Below are 21745 nucleotides of genomic sequence, written 5' to 3'. Positions count from 1 at the left end.
CTAGGGGTCTCCCAACAGGTCGGCCAAAGCGCTGATCAACACCGGCCACTGGGCGCGGCGATTCTCGTCGCGCAATCCGGCCAACAATTCGCGCCCAATGGACACCAAGGCAGGGGTGCTGTCATTGACATAGGTCACGATCCGTTGCTCAGGATTGGCCAGAAGGAAGGGTACGATGGCCGCACCTGCCTGATCCGGGGCCGTTTCAGACAAAAGCCGCATCGCCGCCTGCCGTACCGGGGCCGAGACATCGTCCAGCAAGCTGCGCGCCACATCGGCCGTCCCGTCCCAGCGGGTCAGAATCTGCATGGCGTCGATACGAAAGGCAGTATCTCCGGTTTTCAGCATAGCCCGCAATTTGCCCCGCAGCGCATCCTGCGGTGGCAGGTCAGCCTGTTGCAGCAGGTTCAGCGCCTGCAGGGACAGATTGGCATCGGTATGCGAAAGCCCCTGTGTGATCAGCTCGATCAAATGCGACTGGTTCAGTTCGGACCCGTTGCGCGCGACCGACAAGCCCAGTGCCGCCAGCGCCTGCGCAGCGATCTCGGTCTCGGGGTCCTGCGCGATCTGCGCCAGCATGATCTGCATACCTGTGACGTCGCCCAGCAGGCGGATGGCCGAAATGCGGGTCTCACGCTCCAAGGCTTCGGCATTGTCATCCAACGCCACGCGGCGGCGTTTGGGATGGCGGGTGGCCTTGACCAACAATGCCTGCTCGCGTGGCGTCAGGGGGTGCAGGTCATCATCCTCGGCCTCTTTCTTCATCTCTTCCGCGATAGCGTCATGGCCAAGGATCGCGCCGAGGCTGGAGGTAGGGCCGTTTTCACCACCGTCGGATACATCCAGCCCTGCCTCTTCCAGCGCGGCGATGTCGGTTTGCGGGGCCTCTTCCTCGTGCGCGTCTTCGACCACGCTCATCGGGGCGAGCGCGAAGGACAGCAGCAATTCGCGGCCCTGCTGCTGGTTCACATGCGGGCGGTCGGTGTCAGTAACAATCATCGCCAGCGAGGCCACGGCCTTCAGCCGCACCGACCGGAAGGGCGCGCGGCAGGCGCGTTGCAGCCATTCTGCCGCCTCGCGCAGGGGCGAGGTCGCCAGCGCGTCGACGATGGCCCATTGGATACGCTCGGCCTCGAAGTCGTCCGCCTCGACCGAGAACAGCGCGTTCAGCCGATCTGCCACCAGTTGCGGGGCCAACGCCGCCAGCAGGCCCAGCGCCTGCGCCGAGACCTCAGGCTGTTGTCCGGTTGCGAGGAAATCCAGCACCTGCCAGCGCAGGTCGTCTTGATCAACGATAGGCTGGCTGCGGTCCAGCCGGTCGATCAGCGCCAGTTTCACCTTGGCGCCGGGGTCGCGCATCATGCGGTCCAGCAGTTCGGGTTCGGAAAGGCCGGACTGGTTCAGCGCTGCGATGCGGATATCCTCGACCGCATCTGTCAGGGCCTGTTCGACCAGCGCCGGGTCGTTCGGCATCAGCGCCTCATATGCGATCAGACGCACGGCCCCGTCCTTGTCGGTGGTGGCTTTGCGCAAGATGGCTTCGGCCTCGGGTCCTCCGATGGTGGCCAGCGTGCACAGAGCGCGGTGACGCAGACGGCGGTTCGAGGATTGAGCGAACACACCCAAGGTCGGCACGGATGGCGTACCGATCTGGCCCAGCGCTTCGCAGGCCACATCCCCCAGTTCTTGCCCGTCTTCGTCCATCAGGGCCATGACAATGGGTTCAATCGCAGCCGCATCGCCCATGCGACCTAACGCTTTGATCGCCGCGATCTGAGTATCCAGCCAGTCATCCCATTCATCTTGATGCAGCTCGTCCTCGTCCCACGTGATATCCTCGCCGCGACCAGTGACAAGCGTGCGCAGGTAAGGCGCCGCGTCTTCGGATTTCAACTCGGCCAGAGCGGTGACGCAGGCCAGTTTCACCTCACCGCAGGGATCATGGATCAAGTTTTCCAGCAGTTGCGGCGCGGCCTCCTGCACGCCCAGCGCGCCCAGCGCTTGGGCTGCGTCTTGCCGGACGTCTTCGTCATCATCCAACAGCGCCTCGATCAAGGCCGGGCTGTTACTGGCCCCAATGGCGGCCAGGGCCTGAATGGCGCGCAGGCGGATCACGTCATAATCAGATTTTGCATAGTCGGAGAACAGGCTGGTGGCCTCGTCACGCAGGGCGGTATCGGAATGCATGTTCATATCAGGTCTGCCATGTTTTGCGTTGGGACGGGTTGGGTAAAGTGGAAGACAGGTTTCCCAACCGAAGCCTGCCTTCCAGGTGGTCCCTTCTGCAGCGGGACCGGACCCGAGGGGCGGCATGGCGTCCGCCCCCCGGAAAAGCGTCAGGCGATATCGCGCGGCGCGAAGGACATCGTGCGGAACGAGGTCTTGTAGGGGCTCGGCCCCAGCTTGCGGACCTTGGCAACGCCCATCTTGTAGTTGTAGTTGCCGCTGATCCAGTCGACGATCCGGCCTTCTAGCGCGTTGGCGGGCTGCTGCATGTGCAGGAAGTCCATGTAAACGACGCTTTTCTTAATAGCGGGCGTAACCATGGCCACGGCGGTGATCGCCGCTTTGGTCAGTTCGATATGCCCGTTCTCCATCAGTTTCGAGAACTGGAAGTCGTCGCCTTCCACACCGAGCAGCGTGTGCTTGTTACCCGGAACGCGCTCCGAATAAACCATCACATAGTCGCCGCTTTCGATGCCACGCTCAGCCGCATCGTCGGGGTGAATCTCGACCCAGTTTTCCGGCCAGCGCTGCACGATATAGGGGCGGCGGCGGTCGTCGAAACCGGACTGCCAGCGTTCGTTGATCCGACCGGATGTGGCCCACAACTCGCCTTCGTCCTTGTTGGGTTTCAGCCATTCCCAGTAATCCGAGAACAGGTCCCACGGCGATTTCTGGATGTTGCACTTGCCGGTCTGGCTGTTGAAGTGCGTCAGCTTCTTGTTGAACACATCCGCACCAGCCGCACCGGTATCAGGCAGCGTGCGGGTTGTGTCATGCAGACGCTTGGTTTCAATCAGCGTGACACCGTCGGCATCCAGCATGACCGGGCATTGCACGCCATCGGTGCCGAACTCACGGACCTTCTGGTGCAGACCTTTGCCCTCTTTCTTGGCCAGACGGTAGACCGCGTGGAAGTCCTTGCGCGACCCGCGCGTAAAGCGCACGGCCTCTTCGGCAACCTCGTTCGAGTTCTGCCAGTCGAACCCGTCAAAGCCCATCCGCTGTGCCAGTTGCGCAATGATCCACCAGTCGGGCTTGGCCGCACCGGGCGCATCATAGAACTTCTGATACAGGCGCAGGCGGCGTTCGCCGTTGGCGCGCAGAAAGTCCTCTTCGCCCCAGGTCGCTGCGGGGAACACGATGTCGGCATAGCGGTTGCCGATCGGATCCTGCAGATAGATGTCCTGGTCGATGACCACCATACCGCCGCTGTCGGCGCGGGCCTTCAGCGCATCGATCATTTCTTGTTTGTCGAAGCTGGCGATCTGATGCGGGTTGCGGACGGTCAGTTCCTCGAACTTGTCAGCTAACTGTTGTGAACCACACATCGCCTGAATCCATGTGGTGCCGATCACATGGGCCATACGGGTATGACCTGCGATCAGATACCGGTCGGTATCCATGGCGCGGCGACGGCGACCCGGCAGTTTCTCGGGCGATTTGTTGCGCGGGTATTTCCCGCCCTTCACGCCGCCCCGCTGGTGACCACCGGCCCGGCCAATCACCTGACCCGGACGACCACCACAGCCGCAGATGATGCCCAGAGCCGAGATCGCCTGCGTGTTGCCGGTGTTGTTCGACCAGTAGAACCCTTTCTCGATCATGACCGAGGTCTTGGGCCGGGTGCCATCCGCCTTGGGCTTGGCAAGCCATTCGGCGGCAGTATAGATTTTCTGCACGTCGATCTCGGCCATGGCTGCAGCGGTTTCAGGCGCGAATTCGTCCTGCGACAGCAGCCATTCTTTCCAATCCTCAAAGCCTTTGGTCTGGAACTTGCCCCAGGTCGTGCGCCACTGCCATGGCGTGTTGCGCGTACCCTGACCGAAGCCGGACGAGCTTTCCCATTTGTTGTTGACCCATTTCTTGATCCAGTCGCTGTCTTCCCAGCCATTTTCCACGATGACCCGGGCAATGGCGTTGACGACCAGCAGGTCGGTGCCGGGCAGAACGTCGATATGCAGGCCACCCATCTTTTCGGCATGGGCCACACCGGCAGACCGGCGCGGAATCAGATAGATCTCTTTCTGACCGTTCTGCATCCCCTTCATCATCCACTGAGTATAGAGGATGGTCTTGGTCTCATAGGGGTCGGTACCGCAGACGAGCAGCGTTTCCGCATCCCGCCAGTCCTCATACGACGGGCCGAAATTGTCGAAACCCGCATCCCGGAAACCGGGGGTCGAGGTCACGTCGGACGGCGTGTCGTGGAAGGTGAAATTTGCGGTGTTGATATGGCGCAGCGCGTATTTCGAGATCGCATAGGTGTTCTCGATATACTGATAGCTGAAGGTTTTTACGCCATAGGCATTGGTACCGTGCTTGGCGATCACGTGGTTGCCCACCTCAGCCGCCACATCCAGCGCAAGATCCCACGGAACCGGCATCAGCGTGCCATAGATCCGCATTAGCGGTGTCTTCAGACGGTCACGCGTCGGGGTCTGTGGGTTATAGCATTTCTGCGCGATACATCCGCCCCGCAAGGAACTGTCGCCGTCGGTGTTGACGTATTGCGTGTCCTTGTCAGGGATGATCACCACGTGGTGCGGCTGACCTTTGTGCAGTACGATATTGTGCTGGTTCGGCGCGACCCAGGCACCCAACGGTGCAACGGGGAAATCCTCGCCAAAGGCGTTCTCGTCCGCAGTTGGGCCACCGGGTTTGGCCGTCACGGGCCAGCGGTAGACTTTGTAACCACAAGCCACGATGCAGTAGTCGCAGGCGGTCGAGATGACCTCGGCCCCTTTGGGCGGCAGCGGGACGTTGGTTTCGGGTACGTAATACGGGGTTGCCATGATTCCGCTTCCCTTATGCAATGAGGTTGTCGTAACGGCCGTAGATCAGGCCGAACATGCCAACGGCGTAGATATCGTCACCATCCAGTTCCAAAAGGACCTGTGGCAACGATTGGTAGGCCTGCCCCGAGACGAGGATGCCGTGCCGTGTCACGTCATAGGTGGACAGGTGCAACGGGCACGGGCCCAGCACCTTATGTTCAGGCTTGTAGCTGTCATACATCGACCCGCCCTGATGGGTGCAGGTGAGGTTGAAGGCCACAACATCCTTTTGCGGACCAATGCCGCCGCCGCTTTCCACGCCGGTTTTCACAAGGATCGAGTCCGAATAGTCGCCCTCGTCCGGGTAGTAGAACTCGACCGGCACATCCTGTTCCAACTCGGAAAGTTTGCCGATCAGCTTGCGCGGATAGGTCGATACCAAAGCGGGCACCTGTTCCGCCTGGCCATGGCGGGTGGGCATGGTCACCATCACGGCAAAGGTGGTGGCACCCGAGGCGAACAGGAACTGGCGGCGGTTCACGGTGCAGGCCTTTTTGGCCTCGCCCGAACAGCTGCATCCGGTTGCGTTATGATCTTTCATGACGCTTACTCCTCTGCTGCCGCGGGAAGCGGCTGGTAATCCGGCAGATCAGGTTCTTCGACCAGAATCTCGTCACCGGACAGGGATTTCAGGAAGGCCACCAGATCCGCTTTTTCCTGATCATTCAGGCCAAGGGGTTGGATCAGCGGAGATTTATTGGCCGAGAACTCATTCTCGCCGCCGCCCTGGTTGTAGAACTCGACCACATCCTCAAGCGTCTCCAACATGCCGTTGTGCATGTAGGGTTCGGTATAGAGGGTGTAGCGCAGGCTTGGCGTGCGGAACTTACCCTTGTCGGCCTTTTCCTTGGTACGGAAATAGAAGCCGGGGTCGTCCTTGGTGTGGCGGTACATCTCTTCGGTCGAGCCTTTGGCAAAAAGCTCATACCGGAAGGTCACTTGCGCCAGACCATCGTCCTGCCAACCGTCATAGGCGGGCAGACCGGTGTTGTAGTATTTTTCATCCGACAGCAACGCACCGTTATGGCATTCGGAACACTGCGCCTTGCCGGTGAACAATTCCAGCCCGCGTTTCTGCTCGTCGGTCAGCGCCGCGTCATCCCCACGCAGATAATTGTCGAAGGGCGTGTCGGTCTGAACTATGGTCCGTTCAAACGCGGCGATGGCCCGCCATGCATTGCTGATACGCGGCCACTGATCGCCGAAGACATCGTTGAAGCGTTCGACATATTCGGGGACGAAGGCCAGGCGCGCCTCCATCATGTCGGCCTCACCGTTGCCGGCGACCGCACCGCCTGCGGCGGATTTGGCCTGGCTCTCAAGGCTTTTGCTTGAACCCGCCCAGAACAGCTTTCCGTAATAGGCCGAATTCACGATGGTCTGGCTATTGCGCCAGTGGGTCGTGCCCGGATAGCCGAACGAGATCGGTGCCTCGACGTCCCAGCCGACATCTGGCATGTGGCAGGCCGAACAGGGCGTCGACGGATTCCCGCCAAGACGGGCATCAAAGAACAGCATCTTGCCCAGTTCGATCTTGGCGTCGGTTTGCGGGTTGTCCAGCGGGATCGGCGGCTCGCCCAGCGCCACCAGCGGCGAGTCTGCATCGGGGTCTGCGCCACCGATGCCGGCCTCAATCTCCATGCTGGTTTCCGCAATCGCCTGTGCACCTAGGACGGCAAACAGGGCAGCGGTGGCGATTGTGCCTGAAAGGTAAGACTTTAGGTCTTTCATGGGTCCACTCCTCAGTTTGTCGCGTCTTGCCAGTTTTCGATCGGCGCATAATCCGTATCGATGTCCTCTGCGACGAAGTCCGGGCCGGTCAGCGGCTCACCAGACAGCGCCTTAAGGAAGGCCACCAGCTGTGCTTGTTCGGTCTCGCTGAGGCCAAGCGGCTTGATGCGCGGATCCTTGTTTTCATCTTCGCCACCACCGGCGTTGTAGAAGGCCACCACATCCTCGAGCGTCGCAATCGAGCCGTTATGCATAAATGGCGCGGTATAGATCAGCTCACGCAGCGTGGGGGTTATGAACGTGCCGAATGTATCGGCGGTGTGAGTGCGGATATACGCACCGGGGTCGGCGCGCAGGTTCATGTAATTCTCGACGCCGAGGAACTTCATCATGGTCACAAAGGTGATGTGACGTTCCGGGGTCGCCCAGATATCGGGGTTGTCGCCCACGCCGATATTGTGCGGCAGATCATCCGTGAACCGCTCGCCCGAGTGGCAGGAATTGCAGCCGCTGGCATTGAACAGCTCATAGCCCGCCTTGGCTTCTTCCGACATCTCGCCTGTATCGAACGGCGCGCCGCGCGAAATCAACGTTTTCAGATATTCCGGGATGGCGTTACGGACCCCGCCGTTCGACGGCTCGCCAAATCCGGCGGCTTCGAACATCTCGACATAAACCGGATCTTGCTTGATGCGTTCCTGCATCAAACGCATATCCATGTTCATCGAGTATGTCTCGGTGATGCTTTCGCGGGTCGCGTCGTTGAGGTTGGTGCCAATGCGCCCGTCATGGAACCACGCGGCGCGCTTGGCGCTGTTAATCAGCGTCGGCACGTTGCGGAAATGCAGGCTGCCGGCATAGGCATCCGATAGGGCCTGCCCGTCGGTAAAGCCGTTTTCCGGCTGGTGGCAGCTGGCGCAGGACAGTTCGGTGTCGCCAGACAGGCGCGGGTCAAAAAACAAACGTTTGCCAAGTGCCGCCTTGGCTTGGTCGAACTCAATGGCTTCTACCGGGCCCGGCTGTTCCGCCTGGGCATGGTGAACCGGGAACGCAACACCAACCGACAGCAATGAAACTGTCGACAGTGCCGAGAACCACGTTCTGGCTTTGGTCATCATTTAAAAAGCCCTCATTATCCGCAAATCTGATCGCTCCGGTTAACCGGAGATCGACGAGGCGAATATTAGAGGGTCATGTATCGCGATGCCTTGATCGAGATTAAATCCGCAGAGAATTGGCGACGTGATCGTCGCTTATCTGAACCAAGGCCGCGACTGTCAGACGTCGATATCCAAAGCAAGCGCATGGATACGGGGGACTATATCCCCCAATGCCGTATGTACTGCGCGATGGCGAGCAACGCGGGATTGCCCCTCGAAAGCCGCAGAACGAATAAGGACGTTGAAATGACTCTCACCGCCCTCCTGATATCCAGCGTGACCACGATGGCTCTCGCTGTCGTCAACCACCTCCAGCTCACGCGGGTTAAATGCTGCCTGCAATCGTTCACGGATTTCGTCGGTCACGCTCATTTTTATGCTCAGCGGCAAATAAATTGCCGTCCCCCTCTTCTACTTTCGGCTGCTTAGATTAAACTGCTGCCTCCGAGTCGAAAAGATGCCTTCGTGAGGTTGTGCAGATGGTAAAGTCAGATCCCTTCGGATTCGATATGTCCGTGTCGAGCGCTAAGAAAAAGAAGCCGCGCGGCCGTCGGGGTATGTCAGGTGCGTCCGAAACTTCGGTGCGAATCTGTGATCATGAGGGCTGTGAAGAACCCGGTAAGTTTCGCGCGCCCAAAGCTCCGGACGTGCTGGATGATTTTTTCTGGTTCTGCCAGCAACATGTGCGCGAATATAACCAGAAGTGGAATTTCTTCGACGGCACCACCGAGGCCGAACTGAACGCGCAGCGTTCGAAGGACAAAGTGTGGGAGCGTGAGACCAAACCGATGGGCGATCCCGAGGCCCGTGCCTGGGCACGTCTGGGGATCGAGGACCCGCATCAGGTTCTAGGCGAAAACGCCACCAAAAATCCCGGCCGCGCCAATTCCGGCGGTCGACGCCTGCCGCCGACTGAGCGCCGCGCGATTGAGATCCTCGAAGCGCAAGATAGCTGGTCGAAGGCAGAGATTCGCAAAGCCTACAAGAAGCTGATCAAGGTGCTGCACCCGGATATGAACGGTGGTGACCGATCTCAGGAAGAGCAGTTGCAAGAGGTCGTCTGGGCCTGGGATCAGATCAAGGACAGCCGCAGCTTCAAGTAGTATTCAACGGATACGGGTCAGCAGCGTTCCATCTCACGAATAGTGCTTGTTGCGGGACATCTTTCCGATTCCAGGGTTCATACTGTTCGTGGGATCGATCGACTTGTAGAAAGCTGCCAGATCGGGTTTGGCTGCATAGAGATGGCCAACATTATGTTCCGCCGGGTATTCAGCGCCGCGTTTGTCCAGCAACTTTAGCATTGCGGCCTTCAACGCGTTCGGGTCTGCGCCTTTCTTGACGATGTAATCCTGATGCAGAACATGACACATGAAGTGGCCATAGTAGAGTTTGCCGACCAGTTGATCCGCGATCTCAACTGGCAAGTCTTCGAACCAGTCGACGTCATTGCGGCGCAGCGCGATATCTAGGGCGATGATATCTTCCACTTCGGCTGCATGAACCTTCATATAACGAATGGCTGCACCTGCGGCAGCAAAACGATGTAGCCCAGCGATCTTTGCCTCACGCAGGTCGCATTCAAAGAAATCCAGCTTGTCTTCGGCAGTCATGTCATTGAGTAGATCGCGCGCTTCATCGATACCGCCATCGCGCATTTTGAGTATCAGGTGATGCGGATACCGATCCCGATAGGCCCGCATCCGGCGCGGCAGGATATCGGGCCAAAGTCGCATCGCGAACTGCATGAAACGATCGGTAAAATTGCCGAGAACCGGTATGCCTTCCAAACGCGCGTCCACCGCGCCCTTCAGCGCAAAGAAAGTGGGCAAACGGTCGGTTCCCAACTTGTCAATCATCACCATGGTGTCTTTGCCATAGCGGTCAGAGATATCGAATACCTCCTCATGCATGTATTCAGCGCTGACCGGCAGGGTTTTGAAGTCGGACAGGATGCGACGGCGCAATTCCGTGAATGCCTCGGTGTCGTGCGCCCCGACGTAGAAAGTACGTTCTGCTTCGTTCTTGGCATATGTATCCAGCCGAACCGCAAAAACCGCCAGTTTACCCGCGCAGCCCGCTGCTTCGTATAGACGCGACTTATCAGCGTTAAAGCGTGCTGGCGTTTCAGCATCTACATTACGCACCCGACGGGCGTAATCGGTGTCAGAGGCTTTGCGATTGTCGGTCTCGATATCAGTTGCTGAGAAATCACCGTTCTGCAGTCGGGTCAGGATTTCTTCGGGTGTATCACCCAATTGCATGCCTAGATGATTGACCAACTCAAGCTCGCCGTCCTGAGTGATCCGCGCGTACAGTGACAGCTCGGTATAGGAGGGGCCGCGCTCGACCAGCGAACCGCCCGAGTTGTTGCACACCCCGCCAACGACTGAGGCACCGATGCACGAAGATCCGATCACCGAATGCGGCTGGCGGCCAATCGGGTCCAGCAGCTTTTCCAGCGCAAACAGTGTGCTGCCCGGAAAGCTGATGACCTGCTTGCCATCATTGATCAGATGCAGATCGTCCATCCGCCGCGTGTTGATCAACACTACATCACGATCGTAGCTACCCTTGGGCGTAGACCCTTCGGTCAGGCCGGTATTGGCGGCTTGCATGATGACAATTTTGTCAGCGGCAACACAGGCCTGCAGCACCTGCCATTGTTCCAGCAGCGTAGCGGGCTGAACCACCGCGAGCGCGTCCCCTTCACCCGATCTGAACCCTCGGCGAAAGCGGCGGGTGCTGCGCGACGAAGTCAAAACGCGCCGCCGCCCACAAATGGCCTGAAGACGCTTGATCAGATCGGCATCGTTCATCCCGCTACCCTCCGTTAATACGCGACCGAGGGCAACCACGTGGCCAATTGCGGCCACAAGAAGACAAAGAACAGGCCGGTCAGCTGCAGGATCACGAATGGGATAATCCCTTTGTAGATGTCAGTCAGCTTGATCTCGGGCGGGCAGACCCCTTTCAGATAGAAAAGCGCAAATCCAACCGGAGGTGTCAGGAAAGAGGTCTGCAACGTCACCGCCACAAGGATTACGAACCACACCAGCGCAGGTTCATCGATGACACCGAAGCCGTCGATATCCAGGCCCAGCCCGTTCACGATGGGGCGCATCAAGGGCAGAACGATGAGCGTGATCTCGATCCAGTCCAGCACGAAGCCCAGCAGGAAGACGATGAACAGGATCATGAAGACAGTGCCATTTGGGCCGAGCCCGGTACCGTGGATCATATCCTCGATCAGCGCGTCGCCGCCCAGTTCGCGCAAGACATAGGAGAACACCGTCGCACCAAGGAAGATCGCGAAAATATAGGCGGTGGTGTTGAACGTTGCTTTCAGCACATTCACCAGCTTGGCCAGCGTCAGCTTGCGATATCCCAGCGCCAGCAGAGTGGCTCCCAACGCGCCCACGCCCGAGGCTTCGGTCGGTGTGGTCAAACCCGCGAAGATCGAGCCCAGCACGGCGAGGATAAGGGCCAGCGTCGGCAGGACTGCAATCAGCACGTCCTTGACTGCGTTCCAGTCAGGACGGGTTGCGCCTTCGGGTACTGGGGCCACGTCGCGTTTGATTAGGGCGATGACAAAAATATAGGTCAGGTAGAGCGCGCCAATGATCACGCCGGGGAACACTGCAGCCATAAATAGGTCGCCGACCGATAGCGCCATCTGGTCCGCCATGATGACAAGCATGATCGACGGCGGGATGAGGATGCCCAGCGTGCCTGAAGCGCTGACCACACCGGCGGCCAATGAGGGGCTGTATTTCTGCTCCATCATCGACGGCAGCGAAAGCACGCCCAACAGAACCACAGACGCCCCAATGATCCCGGTCGAGGCGGCCAGAATGATGCCGATCATCGTTACCGTGATCGCCAGCCCGCCGCGCACTGTGCCGAACAGGCGCTGCATCGAGGTCATTAGGCGCTCGGCCACACCGGATTCGTCCAACATCAGGCCCATGAAGATGAACATTGGCAGCGCCACCAGAACCGCATTTGACATGGTGGCATAGACCCGGTTCACCACCGCGCCCAGCGTCAGATAGTCCAGACCGGTAAGCGTTTCCTCAAGCCCGGTCCAGTTCATCATGCCATTGTCGAACAGATAGGCCAGACCGCAATAGGCAACGCCAACCCCGGCCAGCGTCCATGCCACCGGGAAGCCGGTGAAAAGCAGCGCGATGAAGGTCAGGAACATCGCGATGACCAGTTTTTCCTCAGTCGTTTCCACCAGGAAGGTCAGCGCGGTCGCCACCACAGCAAAGCCCAACAGCGCCCAGACGATCAGACGCAGGCCCTTGCCTTGCCGTTCCTCGTCGAGATTGACGATCAGGGCGTGCACATCGTGGATCAGCCGCGCCGCCGCAGCCAATGCCAGCAATACAAAACTGGCCGGGATCACACCTTTCAAAGCCCAACGCGCAGGTAGACCGGTAGGGCTGTCCGAGGATTCATTGACGCGCCAGCTTTCGTAAAAATAGTCATACCCCTGATCGATCATTAAATAGATGAACGGCACCAATAGGGTGAAGATTCCGATGATCTCGATAATCCGCCGCGCGCGCTGGCTGAGCTGCATGTGCAGCAGGTCCACCCGCACATGGCTGTCGGTGACCAGCGCATAAGAAATGCCGATCATCGTCACCAACCCATAGAAATGCCACTGAATCTCATCCAGCTTGGGATAGTTCTGGTTCAGCAGATAGCGCATCGCCACTTGCGAAACGATGGCCGCAACCAGCAGCAAGTTGGCCCACATGACCACATGACCCACCGCCTTGACGCCGTTGTCGATGGCAACGGCCAGTTTCTGGCGATCGGGCTCCCCATGCTCAAGGATGCTTTCATAGACTTCAATCGGGTCGTCCTGATGACGCTGTGTCTCGGCCATGGTCTCCTCCTCAAGAGTTTGGCGGTGGGGACGTGAATGCGCCCGGAATGCTTGGGAAAATGAAGAAAATCAGAGTTGTACGAGGGCGGCGGAAGGAAGCCGCCCCCGGATAATCGCAAGTGGCAAATTTACTTGCGGGGGAGGAATGCGTTCTCTTTCCAGACCGCATAACCGTCACGGAATTCGTTCATGTCGGCCAGAACCTTGGCAAAGAATTCGTCGTTGGCGGCCTGTTCTGCGGCAACCTCTTCCCAGGTCGCGCGGAAGGTCGACAGCATCTCGTCGTTCCACTGCTTGATCTGAACACCATTGTTTTCAACGTTGTCCAGCAGCGCAGCGTGTTGGATCGCCTCACCTTCGGCAAAGCTGTCAGCCATCGAAGCCTTACAGGCATTTTCGATGATCGCTTTGTGCTGATCGCTGGCTTCGTTCCAGACGTCCTTGTTGATCATCAGTTCAAACACCGTCGCTTGCTGGTGCCAGCCGGGGAAATAGTTGTACTTGACCAACTTGTGGAAACCGAGGCGTGCGTCGATGGCAGGCATCGAGAATTCGGTCGCGTCGATCGCGCCTTTTTCCAGTGCCGGGAAGATTTCGCCGCCGGGCAGCAGTGACGTCGCCACACCCAGCTTCTGCATCACTTCACCGCCCAGACCGAAAAAGCGCATCTTCAGGCCGTTCAGGTCTTCGGGGCTGTTGATCTCATTCGCGAACCAGCCCGAGGTTTCGGGAGCGATAATGGCGCAGGGAATGACATGGACGTTGAAACCGGCCTGATCATACATCTCCTGATACAAGCTCATGCCGTTGCCATAGTACAGCCACGCCATGTATTCACCCGCCTCAGGGCCAAACGGAACGGCCGAGAACAACGGTGCAGCCGGGATCTTACCCGCCCAGTAGCCGGCGGTGGTATAGCCCGAATTGATCTTGCCTGAAGACACCGCATCCAGAATTTCAAACGGCGGGACCAGCTTGCCCGGTTCGTAAACCTTCATCTTCAGCGTGCCGCCGGACATCAGGTCCAGCTGTTCGGCCACGCGCGGGATCGGCGAGCCGAGGCCCGGTAGAGCGGTTGAAAACGCGATTGGGGTTTTCAGCAGCATCTTATCCGCCGCGTGGGCAACCGGGGCTGCCAGCAGCGAGGCCGCAACGGCAAGCGATGTCAGGGTGGTCTTCATGGGTTCTCCTCCAAGGTAAAGATCAGCCGGTGGTCTGGCTGTCACTCTCGCCGCGAGCACGGCTTAAGTGGTAAATATTGTTTACCTTATAATTTAGTCAACAATTTTATTTACCAATTTGGCTACGCCGCGGTGGTGTGGCTCATAACCAAGATTGACCTTTCATAACCCGAAATTTTCGAATAATTTTGCGACACTCAATAAAAACAAACGCTTATATGCGCGGCGAGCGTCCGTATTTTTGGGTAGTTTTTCTTGCAATGCCGGAAGCTAGTGGTAAATATTATAAACAACCTCGACGATCTTTAATCTAACTACCGGACAGGAATTATGAGCACGAACAGCCTCTTTGATCCCGTTGGTCACGAATCAATTGCCGATGCGGTCGTCGCACAAATCGAGACAATGATTGTTGATGGAATCCTGAAAGAGGGTCGCAAAATCCCGTCTGAACGGGAGCTTGCGGAAGCCCTAGGCGTTTCACGCCCCAAGCTGCGCGAAGCACTCCAAACCCTCGAAAATCGCGGCTTGGTGACCGTGCGACATGGCGAGGGCACCTTTATCGCCCCACTGACCGGTCGTGCCATGTCGCCCGCCCTTCTGTCTCTCTATGCCCGGCACGGCAGTGCTTTCTACGATTATCTTGAATACCGGCGCGAGCAAGAGGCCTTTGCCAGCCGCCTCGCCGCACAGCGCGCTACACAATCCGACAAGGAACGGATTGCTGAAATCATCGATGAAATGCAGCGAGCCTGGGAGAATGATGATCAGGATGCCAGTGAAGAGGCTGATTTTCGACTGCACGCCGCCGTTGTCGATGCGAGCCAAAACACGACCCTTATCCACATGATGGCATCCATCTATGACCTCACGCGCCAAGGCGTGTTCTACAACCGCCGCTTCCTGCGCTCGATGGACGGCACGGGTGAAGCGTTGCTTGAGCAGCACAAGGCAATCGCGCAGGCCATCATCGACGGCGACCCGGACCGCGCAGAAACCGCCGCACGCACGCATATGGATTTCGTCGAGGATTCATTTCGCGTAGGACAAGAACAACAAGCTCGCGAGATCCGCGCAGCAAAACGGCGGCAGTTTTCGGATTGAGGTCAAAAACAGAGGCGTATTTTTTTGTTCTACGGAAAAGTCTCCCGCACGACGTACTAAGTCTTGGCTTTGCCTTTCTCGACCGGTTCTCGCCTCAGGCACTTTTCCAAGTCTACTTCCAATGCACTGAGGTTTATGTCTCCAGCTCGCAGAGCGTCCACCTCATTGGCTCCCTGCCTCGTCAAACCAAGGTTTTTGAGCAACGTGTTCCAATCCGGTACGTCCCGCTTCAATCCCGCGCGCAGCAAAACCTCAATTTTTCGAATGTACCAAAGGGTCAGAGAAGACACACGAATGTCGGGTGGAGTGTCCACAGGTACATGGGCGGCAATCGCAGCGCTTGCGCACGCCATTGACTCGGATGCCACGTAGAAAGCCTGCGCCGCGCTGTTAGGGTTTACGTATTTAACGCCTTCATTGATCAAAGCTCCACCGGCCAAGACCAAGGCCAGGTCTTTCCCTGAGATCGAGGCCGCACTTCCAAGCGCGGCACCGCCTGCTACAGTGATCAGTGCCGCCGCTGTCAGGTCCCGATTGCGCGCTGCTTCGTCGCCCAGCCTTTTGTAGGCATCTGAAAGTTGCAGCGCATAATACGACGTACGAATAGGACCGCGTTCAAGCAACAGGCTTGTGGACTGAAATGTTTTTGGTGCCGTTTCAAACGCACCCCCGATCCCTACAGCGTGCTGGATAACGTCTCCCGATGTATTCGACAGCACGGTTTGCTCGGCATTAAAGGCCCTGTTCTCGTAGGCACAACCGGTGATCAAAGTCAGCGGCACCAAGGCCGGAATCAGGCGATTGAAAACGGACTTCATCAAATTTCCCCATGAAAACACGCAATTGAATAAGTGAAACTATACAATCACAGGGTGTTTCAGGCAAATTCGGCCGCACATGTCATCGCCAACTCACAATGCCACAACCCGTTTCAAACACCCGGCGCGACGCGCATGGATGGCTTATAAATCCCGAATCCAGAATTGAAGCGGCTTTTGGGTTTCGCAATCGTCGCCTCGATCCTTCCACGAGAATTGCGCCACGACGCCAGGAAGCGGCGCATAACCCCGCGCGCGCCAGAAGGCATCCAACGGGCGGTAATGATCTGGTCGCATGGGGTGGTCGTCAGGGCGTACTACACTGCAGAAGGCGCTTTTGGTGAATCCCATCGCATGGGCGTGGGCTTCGCGCAGATCAAAGAACGTATGGCCTGCGCCCTGTCCGCGATACTCCGGCAGCAGAACCGATTCTGCGCAATAGAAGATGTCGCCCAGCGACAGGCCCGAGCCTTCGAACGCGGCCGCGAAATCGTCGGCGTGATCCGTCAAGGGCGCACCCGTCGAAGCACCTACCAAAGTATCACCGTCGAACGCTCCGACAACGATGGCCCTGGCGCTATCGACGTAAGACTGCAGGTATTTCCGCTCATACTTCAGATCGCCATCATAGAGATATGGCCAGGCGTGAAATACGTCGATCCGCAGACGCGCGACTTCATCCAACGCGTCGACCAATGTCGATCCGGTCATTGCGCGGACCTGCGAAATCTCAGCCATTCGAGACCTGTTTGGTCCAGTCCGCAAGGTTGTAGAACGTGGTCACGCGGGTGATCTTGCCGTCGTTAAGGTCAAAAAACGAACCCGCAGGCAAGCGGTAAGTCTGACCATACGCTTCTGGCAGACCTTCATCAGTTTCCAGATAGGTTCCGTTGACGATGAACTCAGCCGCGGCACGGGTACCGCCTTCGGCCTCGAAGATCACGATATCCGTCAGGTTCTCGCGGTAGCAGCGGTTCATATGCGCGCAGAAGGCGGCAAATTTCTCTTTGCCGACGCGAATCTGACCTTCGTTGACATGATGGGCCACGTCATCCGACAGGCAGGCCAACATGCCATCCACGTCACCGGCATTGAAGGCATCAAAGTAAGTTTTCACGATCGGGTTCATGGTCACTCCGTCGGTTCACCCCAGCGGTCTTTCAGATGCGCGATGATCTGATCTCGGGTTTGTCGATAATGACGTAGCTTGTCCTCGCGGGTTTCACCTAGTCCGGTAGGGTCCATAATTGGCCAATAATCGACATCGAGGTGAAAAAAACGCGTCAGTTCCAGCGCTTTTCGCTGGCTGGCGGGTGACAGGGCCACGATCAGATCAAATGAACTGAGGTCATCGCCCCATTGCTCCATTTCGTCAAAAGAACGCGAGCGGTGACGGGACAGCTCAACGCCAATCTCCTGACAGGCTGCGATGCAGAACCCATCGATCTCAAGATCGTTATGCACACCAGCGGATTGCACATAGGTGCCGGTGCCGTAAAACTTCTTCATGATGCCTTCGGCCATGGGTGACCGAACCGAATTGTGGTCGCAACAGAACAGAATGGACTGCGGCAGAGGCGTCACCCGTTAGCCTCCAAAATGAAGGACGCAGATGAGCGTAAAGAGGCGGCGGGCAGTATCAGTATCAACCTCAGCTTTGCCTTCCAGCCTTTCCTGTAACACGCGGCTGCCTTCGTTGTGGATGCCGCGCCGAGCCATATCGATCGTTTCGATCTGGCTGGGCGGCAGTGTTTTCACCGCATCGAAATAGCTCTCGCAGATCTGAAAATAGTCTTTTACGACCTGCCGGAATGGACCAAGCGACAGATGAAACTCAGCCGCCTTCTCGCTGGCTTCGGTGGCGATATCGAAAACCAGTCGCTTATCACGGATTGATAGCTGCACATGGTAGGGCCCGTCGGGGATCATCCGATCGTCGCGCGCTGGCAGCGTGAACGAGTTATCTTCAAGCAAATCATATATGGCGACCTTCCGCTCCTGCTCGATCTCCGGTGTCGGCGGGGGCAGATTTCGGTCGTCCAGTTCGATATGCGAAATACGGGTCATCTTAACGGTCACAATCCTTGCGTCTGCACAGACCTATAACAACGATTTTCATTGAGCAACGTACAGAAGCGCCATGCGTGCCAAGTCATTGCGTCACTTCAGCCATTCAGCCGGTTAAGGCGCGCCGAAACGGACAGGCCATGCGCTTCGAGGCTTTCGGATTGCGCGAGCGTTTCAGCCGCCGGGCCGATGGCGCGCAAAGCTTCGGGTGTCATCTGGCTGAGCGTTGTGCGTTTGAGAAAATCCATCACGCTAAGGCCAGACGAAAAGCGCGCCGAACGCGCTGTGGGCAGCACGTGATTGGGGCCGCCGACATAATCGCCAATGGCTTCGGGCGTGTACTGGCCAAGGAAAATGGCACCGGCATGGATCGTTTGCTGGCTTAACGCCACCGGGTCGGCCACGCAGAGTTCCAGATGTTCAGGCGCGATGCGGTTGGACAGCGCGGCAGCCTCGTCCAGGTCGCGCACAGTGATTACGGCACCAAAGTCGCGCCAGCTGGCCCGGGCGATGGCGCGGCGTTGCAGGGTCTCAAGACGTTTTTCCACCGCTTGCGTCGCGGCTTGACCAAATTCTGCGTCATCCGTGATCAAAATGGATTGGGCGCTTTCGTCATGCTCGGCCTGGCTGAGCAGGTCCAGCGCGATCCAGTCGGGGTCGTTGTCCTTGTCTGCAATGACCAGAATTTCCGAGGGGCCCGCGATCATGTCGATGCCGACCTTGCCGAATACACGGCGTTTCGCGGCGGCCACGAAGGCGTTGCCCGGTCCGGTGATCTTATCGACCGGCGCAATGGTTTCGGTGCCATAAGCCAGCGCGGCCACAGCTTGCGCGCCGCCGATGCGATAAATCTCATCCACGCCCGACAGTTGTGCCGCCAGCAGGACCAGCGGGTTTGCCTGACCCTCAGGTGTGGGGACGACAATGGCCAACCGGTCTACGCCCGCCACCTTCGCAGGTATTGCGTTCATAAGAACTGACGACGGGTAGGACGCCAATCCGCCCGGCACATAAAGCCCTGCAGCCGACACCGCCGACCAGCGCCAGCCGAGTGTTGCGCCTGCCTCATCGGTCCACTGATGATCCTCGGGCATCTGCTTTTCGTGATATGCACGAATGCGTTCTGCAGCCAGTTCCAACGCGGCCCCGTCCTGGCGCGTGACCTGCGCAACGGCCTCGGCGATCTCATTGGATGAAAAGGCCATGGTCTCGGGCGTCAGCTCCAGCCGGTCGAATTTCGCGGTAAGTTCGATCACCGAAGCATCACCACGGGTCCGCACATCATCGATGATCTGCGCCACGACCGCATCCACATCGGGGCTGTCCTCGCGCTTGGCGGACAACAGCGCCTGAAATGCAGGTTCGAAATCGGCGGAGGTCGTATCGAGGAAAGCGGGCATGTGAGAGACTCCGGAAGCGTTTCAACGGGTCTTATCGCCCGGGCCGGGTGGCCTCAACCCTTAGGCCGCTGGGTGCAGCGATTTGCGCATCGGGAATTGGGGGATGCCGTGCCATTCCGTCGGGTCGCCGACATCATGCCAGCCGTGCGCCAGATAGAACGAATGTGCCGTTTTGGTCGCGTGCAGATGCGCCTCAGAGGCGCCACGTGCTTGCAGTTCCTCTTCCAACCGGTGCAGCAGCGCTGCTCCGAGCCCGCGCCCTGCGTGATCGGGATCGACATAGAGCAGAGATATCTCACCCTCGCCACTTAGACCGCCCACTGCAGTAACCACTCCCATTTGCGTAGCGACCCAAAGGATTGCTCCACTATCGATCCAGTTTCGGACCGAAGCCGGATCCTTATTGGCAGACCAGCGGGAAAGGTTTTCGGGATTATCCAGATGATCCGCCCGACAGAGGTCACGGATCGATCGGATCAGAACACGGCTGATGTCGAATACATCAAACACGGTTGCCCGCCGCACCGCGATGCCGCGTGGCGGATTCGGGAAGGCCTGAGCAATGCCACGTTTATTCTTCACTCGGGGTGATGGGGCGCTTGCCCAGAAGGCGCCTTGTAGGGACGCGTCACATCCTTGAGCGTTGCATCGATGGCCTCAACCGACAGGCGGATCGCGCCGTCGCCTGCCAAGGTCAACAGGATTTGCCCCGCACCATCCTCGCTTGGCTCGAATTCGACCGAGAGCAGAGACAGGATCATGTCCTTGTCGCTGCGGTCGATGCCCTGACTGGCTACCGACAGAACCGAGCCGAACATCAAAACGGCCTGCACCCGCTCGTAGGCGCGACCGCGCCGGGCAGCGGCATCCTTGTCTTCCCAGCGAAAGCGATTGAGCAACAGCGCAAAGCGGCGCTGGCCGGGTTGCCATTTCATCTCGGTCACCGGGAAAACCGCATCCTGCGTCAGGGTCGCAATCACCCGCAGGTCATCGGCATCCTCGGCTCCCAGGTTCAGCGGTGCCTCGCGGCCATCTTTGAAACTTGCGTCTGTCATTGACCCTTAATCCGTTCGATCTTTGCGCCCACGCCTTCCAGCTTGCGCACCACATGTTCATATCCGCGGTCCAGATGATAGACCCGGCTGACAACCGTCTCACCTTCCGCCGCCATTCCGGCAAGGATCAGCGAGACCGAGGCCCTCAGGTCTGTCGCCATCACCGGAGCACCTTTCAATCGTTCGACCCCGGTTACGGTGGCCGTGCCGCCATGGACCTCGATATTCGCGCCCATGCGCACCAGTTCAGGCGCATGCATAAAGCGATTTTCGAAAATGCGCTCTTCAAGAACGGACACACCTTCGGCAGTACACATCAGCGCCATCATCTGCGCCTGCAGATCGGTCGGGAAGCCGGGGAAGGGTTCGGTGACCACATCGACCGAGGTCACACGCCCGTTCTTACGAGAAACTTTCAGCCCCTTGTCGGTTTCAGAAACACTGATCCCCGCCGCATCCAGCTTGGCGGCGAAGGATTCGACCAGCGACATGCGCCCGCCCAGCAGCTCAACCTCGCCCCCGCAGATCGCCGGGGCCAGCATATAAGTGCCCAGCTCAATCCGGTCGGTCACCACCTGATGGGTCGCGCCGAGCAGACGATCGACACCCTGAATTTCGATGGTCGAGGTCCCCTCACCCGAAATCTGAGCGCCCATCTTGCGCAAGCATTCGACCAGATCGACAATCTCGGGCTCGCGCGCGGCGTTTTTCAGCACCGTGGTGCCCTTGGCCAGCGTGGCGGCCATGACGATGTTCTCGGTCGCGCCAACCGAGGCAAAGCGCATCTCATGCACAGCACCTTTCAGCCCGCCCGACGCCTTCGCGTGCAGATAGCCATCTTTAAGCTCGATCTCGGCGCCCAGCGCCTCAAGCCCTTCGACATGCAAATCCATCGGGCGCGCGCCAATGGCACATCCACCAGGTAGCGACACCACGGCCTGCCCCAGCCGCGCCAGCATCGGCCCCAACACCAGGTTCGAAGCGCGCATTTTTCGCACGATGTCATAATCCGCCGTGTGGCTGTTCAGGTCATGGCTGGACATCGCAATGACCTGACCATCCTGCAGCGAAGACACCTCGGCCCCCAGCGACCGCAGCAGCGCCGTCATGGTCTTGATGTCACTCAAACGCGGCGCATTGGTCAACGTCAGCGGTTCTTCGCTGAGCAAGGTCGCGGGCATCAGCGTCAGACACGCATTCTTGGCCCCCGCAATGGGAATCTGCCCGTTCAGCGGGCCATTGCCCGTTACCAGAATCGAATCCATTTGC

At 58.5% G+C, this 21745-nt stretch carries 20 protein-coding genes; 2 read left to right on the top strand and 18 right to left on the bottom strand.

What is annotated here, in order from left to right:
* From ACRZ96_RS17455 to ACRZ96_RS17430, 6 genes are all read right to left on the bottom strand, one after another.
* Positions 1-2193: a HEAT repeat domain-containing protein gene (locus ACRZ96_RS17455; RefSeq protein WP_480772133.1), complete on the bottom strand. Its 2193-nt coding sequence runs from the start codon at positions 2191-2193 to the stop codon at positions 1-3.
* A 143-nt stretch (positions 2194-2336) separates the two neighbouring features.
* Positions 2337-5018: an arsenate reductase (azurin) large subunit gene (locus ACRZ96_RS17450; RefSeq protein ID WP_480772134.1), complete on the bottom strand. Its 2682-nt coding sequence runs from the start codon at positions 5016-5018 to the stop codon at positions 2337-2339.
* Between the two features lie 13 nt (positions 5019-5031).
* Entirely contained in the window at positions 5032-5601 is a 570-nt protein-coding gene (locus ACRZ96_RS17445; RefSeq protein ID WP_170425700.1) for an arsenate reductase (azurin) small subunit, read from the bottom strand.
* Between the two features lie 5 nt (positions 5602-5606).
* On the bottom strand, positions 5607-6791 hold the full coding sequence (locus ACRZ96_RS17440) for a cytochrome-c peroxidase (RefSeq protein WP_480814882.1): 1185 nt from the start codon (positions 6789-6791) through the stop codon (positions 5607-5609).
* 11 nt (positions 6792-6802) lie between these two features.
* Positions 6803-7906 (bottom strand): cytochrome-c peroxidase, encoded by a 1104-nt coding sequence (locus ACRZ96_RS17435; RefSeq protein WP_480791464.1) that lies wholly within the window; start codon positions 7904-7906, stop codon positions 6803-6805.
* Positions 7907-8068: 162 nt separating this feature from the next.
* Positions 8069-8323, bottom strand: a complete 255-nt coding sequence (locus ACRZ96_RS17430) for a BolA family protein (RefSeq protein ID WP_170398480.1) — start codon at positions 8321-8323, stop codon at positions 8069-8071.
* Between the two features lie 107 nt (positions 8324-8430).
* Here ACRZ96_RS17430 and ACRZ96_RS17425 point away from each other — a divergent pair, with 107 nt between their 5' ends.
* The gene (locus ACRZ96_RS17425) at positions 8431-9054 is read left to right on the top strand and encodes a DnaJ domain-containing protein (protein ID WP_170398478.1); all 624 of its coding nucleotides are present in this window, start codon (positions 8431-8433) and stop codon (positions 9052-9054) included.
* Positions 9055-9087: 33 nt separating this feature from the next.
* On the opposite strand, the gene dld is transcribed toward ACRZ96_RS17425, so the two are convergent.
* The 3 genes from dld to ACRZ96_RS17410 form a co-directional block, all read right to left on the bottom strand.
* A complete protein-coding gene (gene dld, locus ACRZ96_RS17420; protein WP_170595211.1) occupies positions 9088-10770 on the bottom strand; it encodes a D-lactate dehydrogenase in 1683 nt (560 codons plus the stop codon).
* 14 nt (positions 10771-10784) lie between these two features.
* Positions 10785-12851 carry a TRAP transporter large permease subunit gene (locus tag ACRZ96_RS17415; protein WP_170514610.1) on the bottom strand — a complete coding sequence of 689 codons (2067 nt, stop codon included), beginning with the start codon at positions 12849-12851 and terminating at the stop codon, positions 10785-10787.
* Positions 12852-12979: 128 nt separating this feature from the next.
* On the bottom strand, positions 12980-14032 hold the full coding sequence (locus ACRZ96_RS17410; protein ID WP_170398473.1) for a TRAP transporter substrate-binding protein: 1053 nt from the start codon (positions 14030-14032) through the stop codon (positions 12980-12982).
* Positions 14033-14362: 330 nt separating this feature from the next.
* On the opposite strand from ACRZ96_RS17410, the gene ACRZ96_RS17405 reads away from it, so the two are divergent.
* Positions 14363-15136 carry a FadR/GntR family transcriptional regulator gene (locus ACRZ96_RS17405; protein WP_480707408.1) on the top strand — a complete coding sequence of 258 codons (774 nt, stop codon included), beginning with the start codon at positions 14363-14365 and terminating at the stop codon, positions 15134-15136.
* Positions 15137-15192: 56 nt separating this feature from the next.
* Here the strand turns inward: ACRZ96_RS17405 and ACRZ96_RS17400 are convergent, their stop codons facing one another.
* The 9 genes from ACRZ96_RS17400 to murA all read right to left on the bottom strand — a co-directional run bounded on the left by ACRZ96_RS17400 (position 15193) and on the right by murA (position 21741).
* The gene (locus ACRZ96_RS17400) at positions 15193-15954 is read right to left on the bottom strand and encodes a hypothetical protein (RefSeq protein WP_170513804.1); all 762 of its coding nucleotides are present in this window, start codon (positions 15952-15954) and stop codon (positions 15193-15195) included.
* 144 nt (positions 15955-16098) lie between these two features.
* The gene (locus ACRZ96_RS17395; RefSeq protein WP_170648417.1) at positions 16099-16692 is read right to left on the bottom strand and encodes a GNAT family N-acetyltransferase; all 594 of its coding nucleotides are present in this window, start codon (positions 16690-16692) and stop codon (positions 16099-16101) included.
* Positions 16685-17083 (bottom strand): ketosteroid isomerase-related protein, encoded by a 399-nt coding sequence (locus ACRZ96_RS17390; protein ID WP_480707409.1) that lies wholly within the window; start codon positions 17081-17083, stop codon positions 16685-16687. The genes ACRZ96_RS17395 and ACRZ96_RS17390 overlap by 8 nt, the downstream gene beginning before the upstream one ends.
* A gap of 2 nt (positions 17084-17085) precedes the next feature.
* A complete protein-coding gene (locus ACRZ96_RS17385) occupies positions 17086-17538 on the bottom strand; it encodes an arsenate-mycothiol transferase ArsC (protein ID WP_170398460.1) in 453 nt (150 codons plus the stop codon).
* 3 nt (positions 17539-17541) lie between these two features.
* Entirely contained in the window at positions 17542-18021 is a 480-nt protein-coding gene (locus ACRZ96_RS17380) for a UPF0262 family protein (RefSeq protein WP_170398457.1), read from the bottom strand.
* 98 nt (positions 18022-18119) lie between these two features.
* Positions 18120-19421 (bottom strand): histidinol dehydrogenase, encoded by a 1302-nt coding sequence (gene hisD, locus ACRZ96_RS17375; protein ID WP_480814881.1) that lies wholly within the window; start codon positions 19419-19421, stop codon positions 18120-18122.
* Positions 19422-19481: 60 nt separating this feature from the next.
* Positions 19482-20003, bottom strand: a complete 522-nt coding sequence (locus ACRZ96_RS17370; protein ID WP_480796004.1) for a GNAT family N-acetyltransferase — start codon at positions 20001-20003, stop codon at positions 19482-19484.
* A complete protein-coding gene (locus ACRZ96_RS17365) occupies positions 20000-20476 on the bottom strand; it encodes a DUF2948 family protein (protein ID WP_480814880.1) in 477 nt (158 codons plus the stop codon). The genes ACRZ96_RS17370 and ACRZ96_RS17365 overlap by 4 nt, the downstream gene beginning before the upstream one ends.
* Positions 20473-21741 carry a UDP-N-acetylglucosamine 1-carboxyvinyltransferase gene (murA, locus tag ACRZ96_RS17360; protein WP_480814879.1) on the bottom strand — a complete coding sequence of 423 codons (1269 nt, stop codon included), beginning with the start codon at positions 21739-21741 and terminating at the stop codon, positions 20473-20475. Before murA ends, ACRZ96_RS17365 begins: the two co-directional genes overlap by 4 nt.
* Positions 21742-21745: the final 4 nt, after the last annotated feature.

Source organism: Ruegeria sp. CF1 (assembly GCF_056537445.1).
Note: the sequence above shows the minus strand (reverse complement) of the source record. Positions and strands in the feature narration are given on the sequence as shown.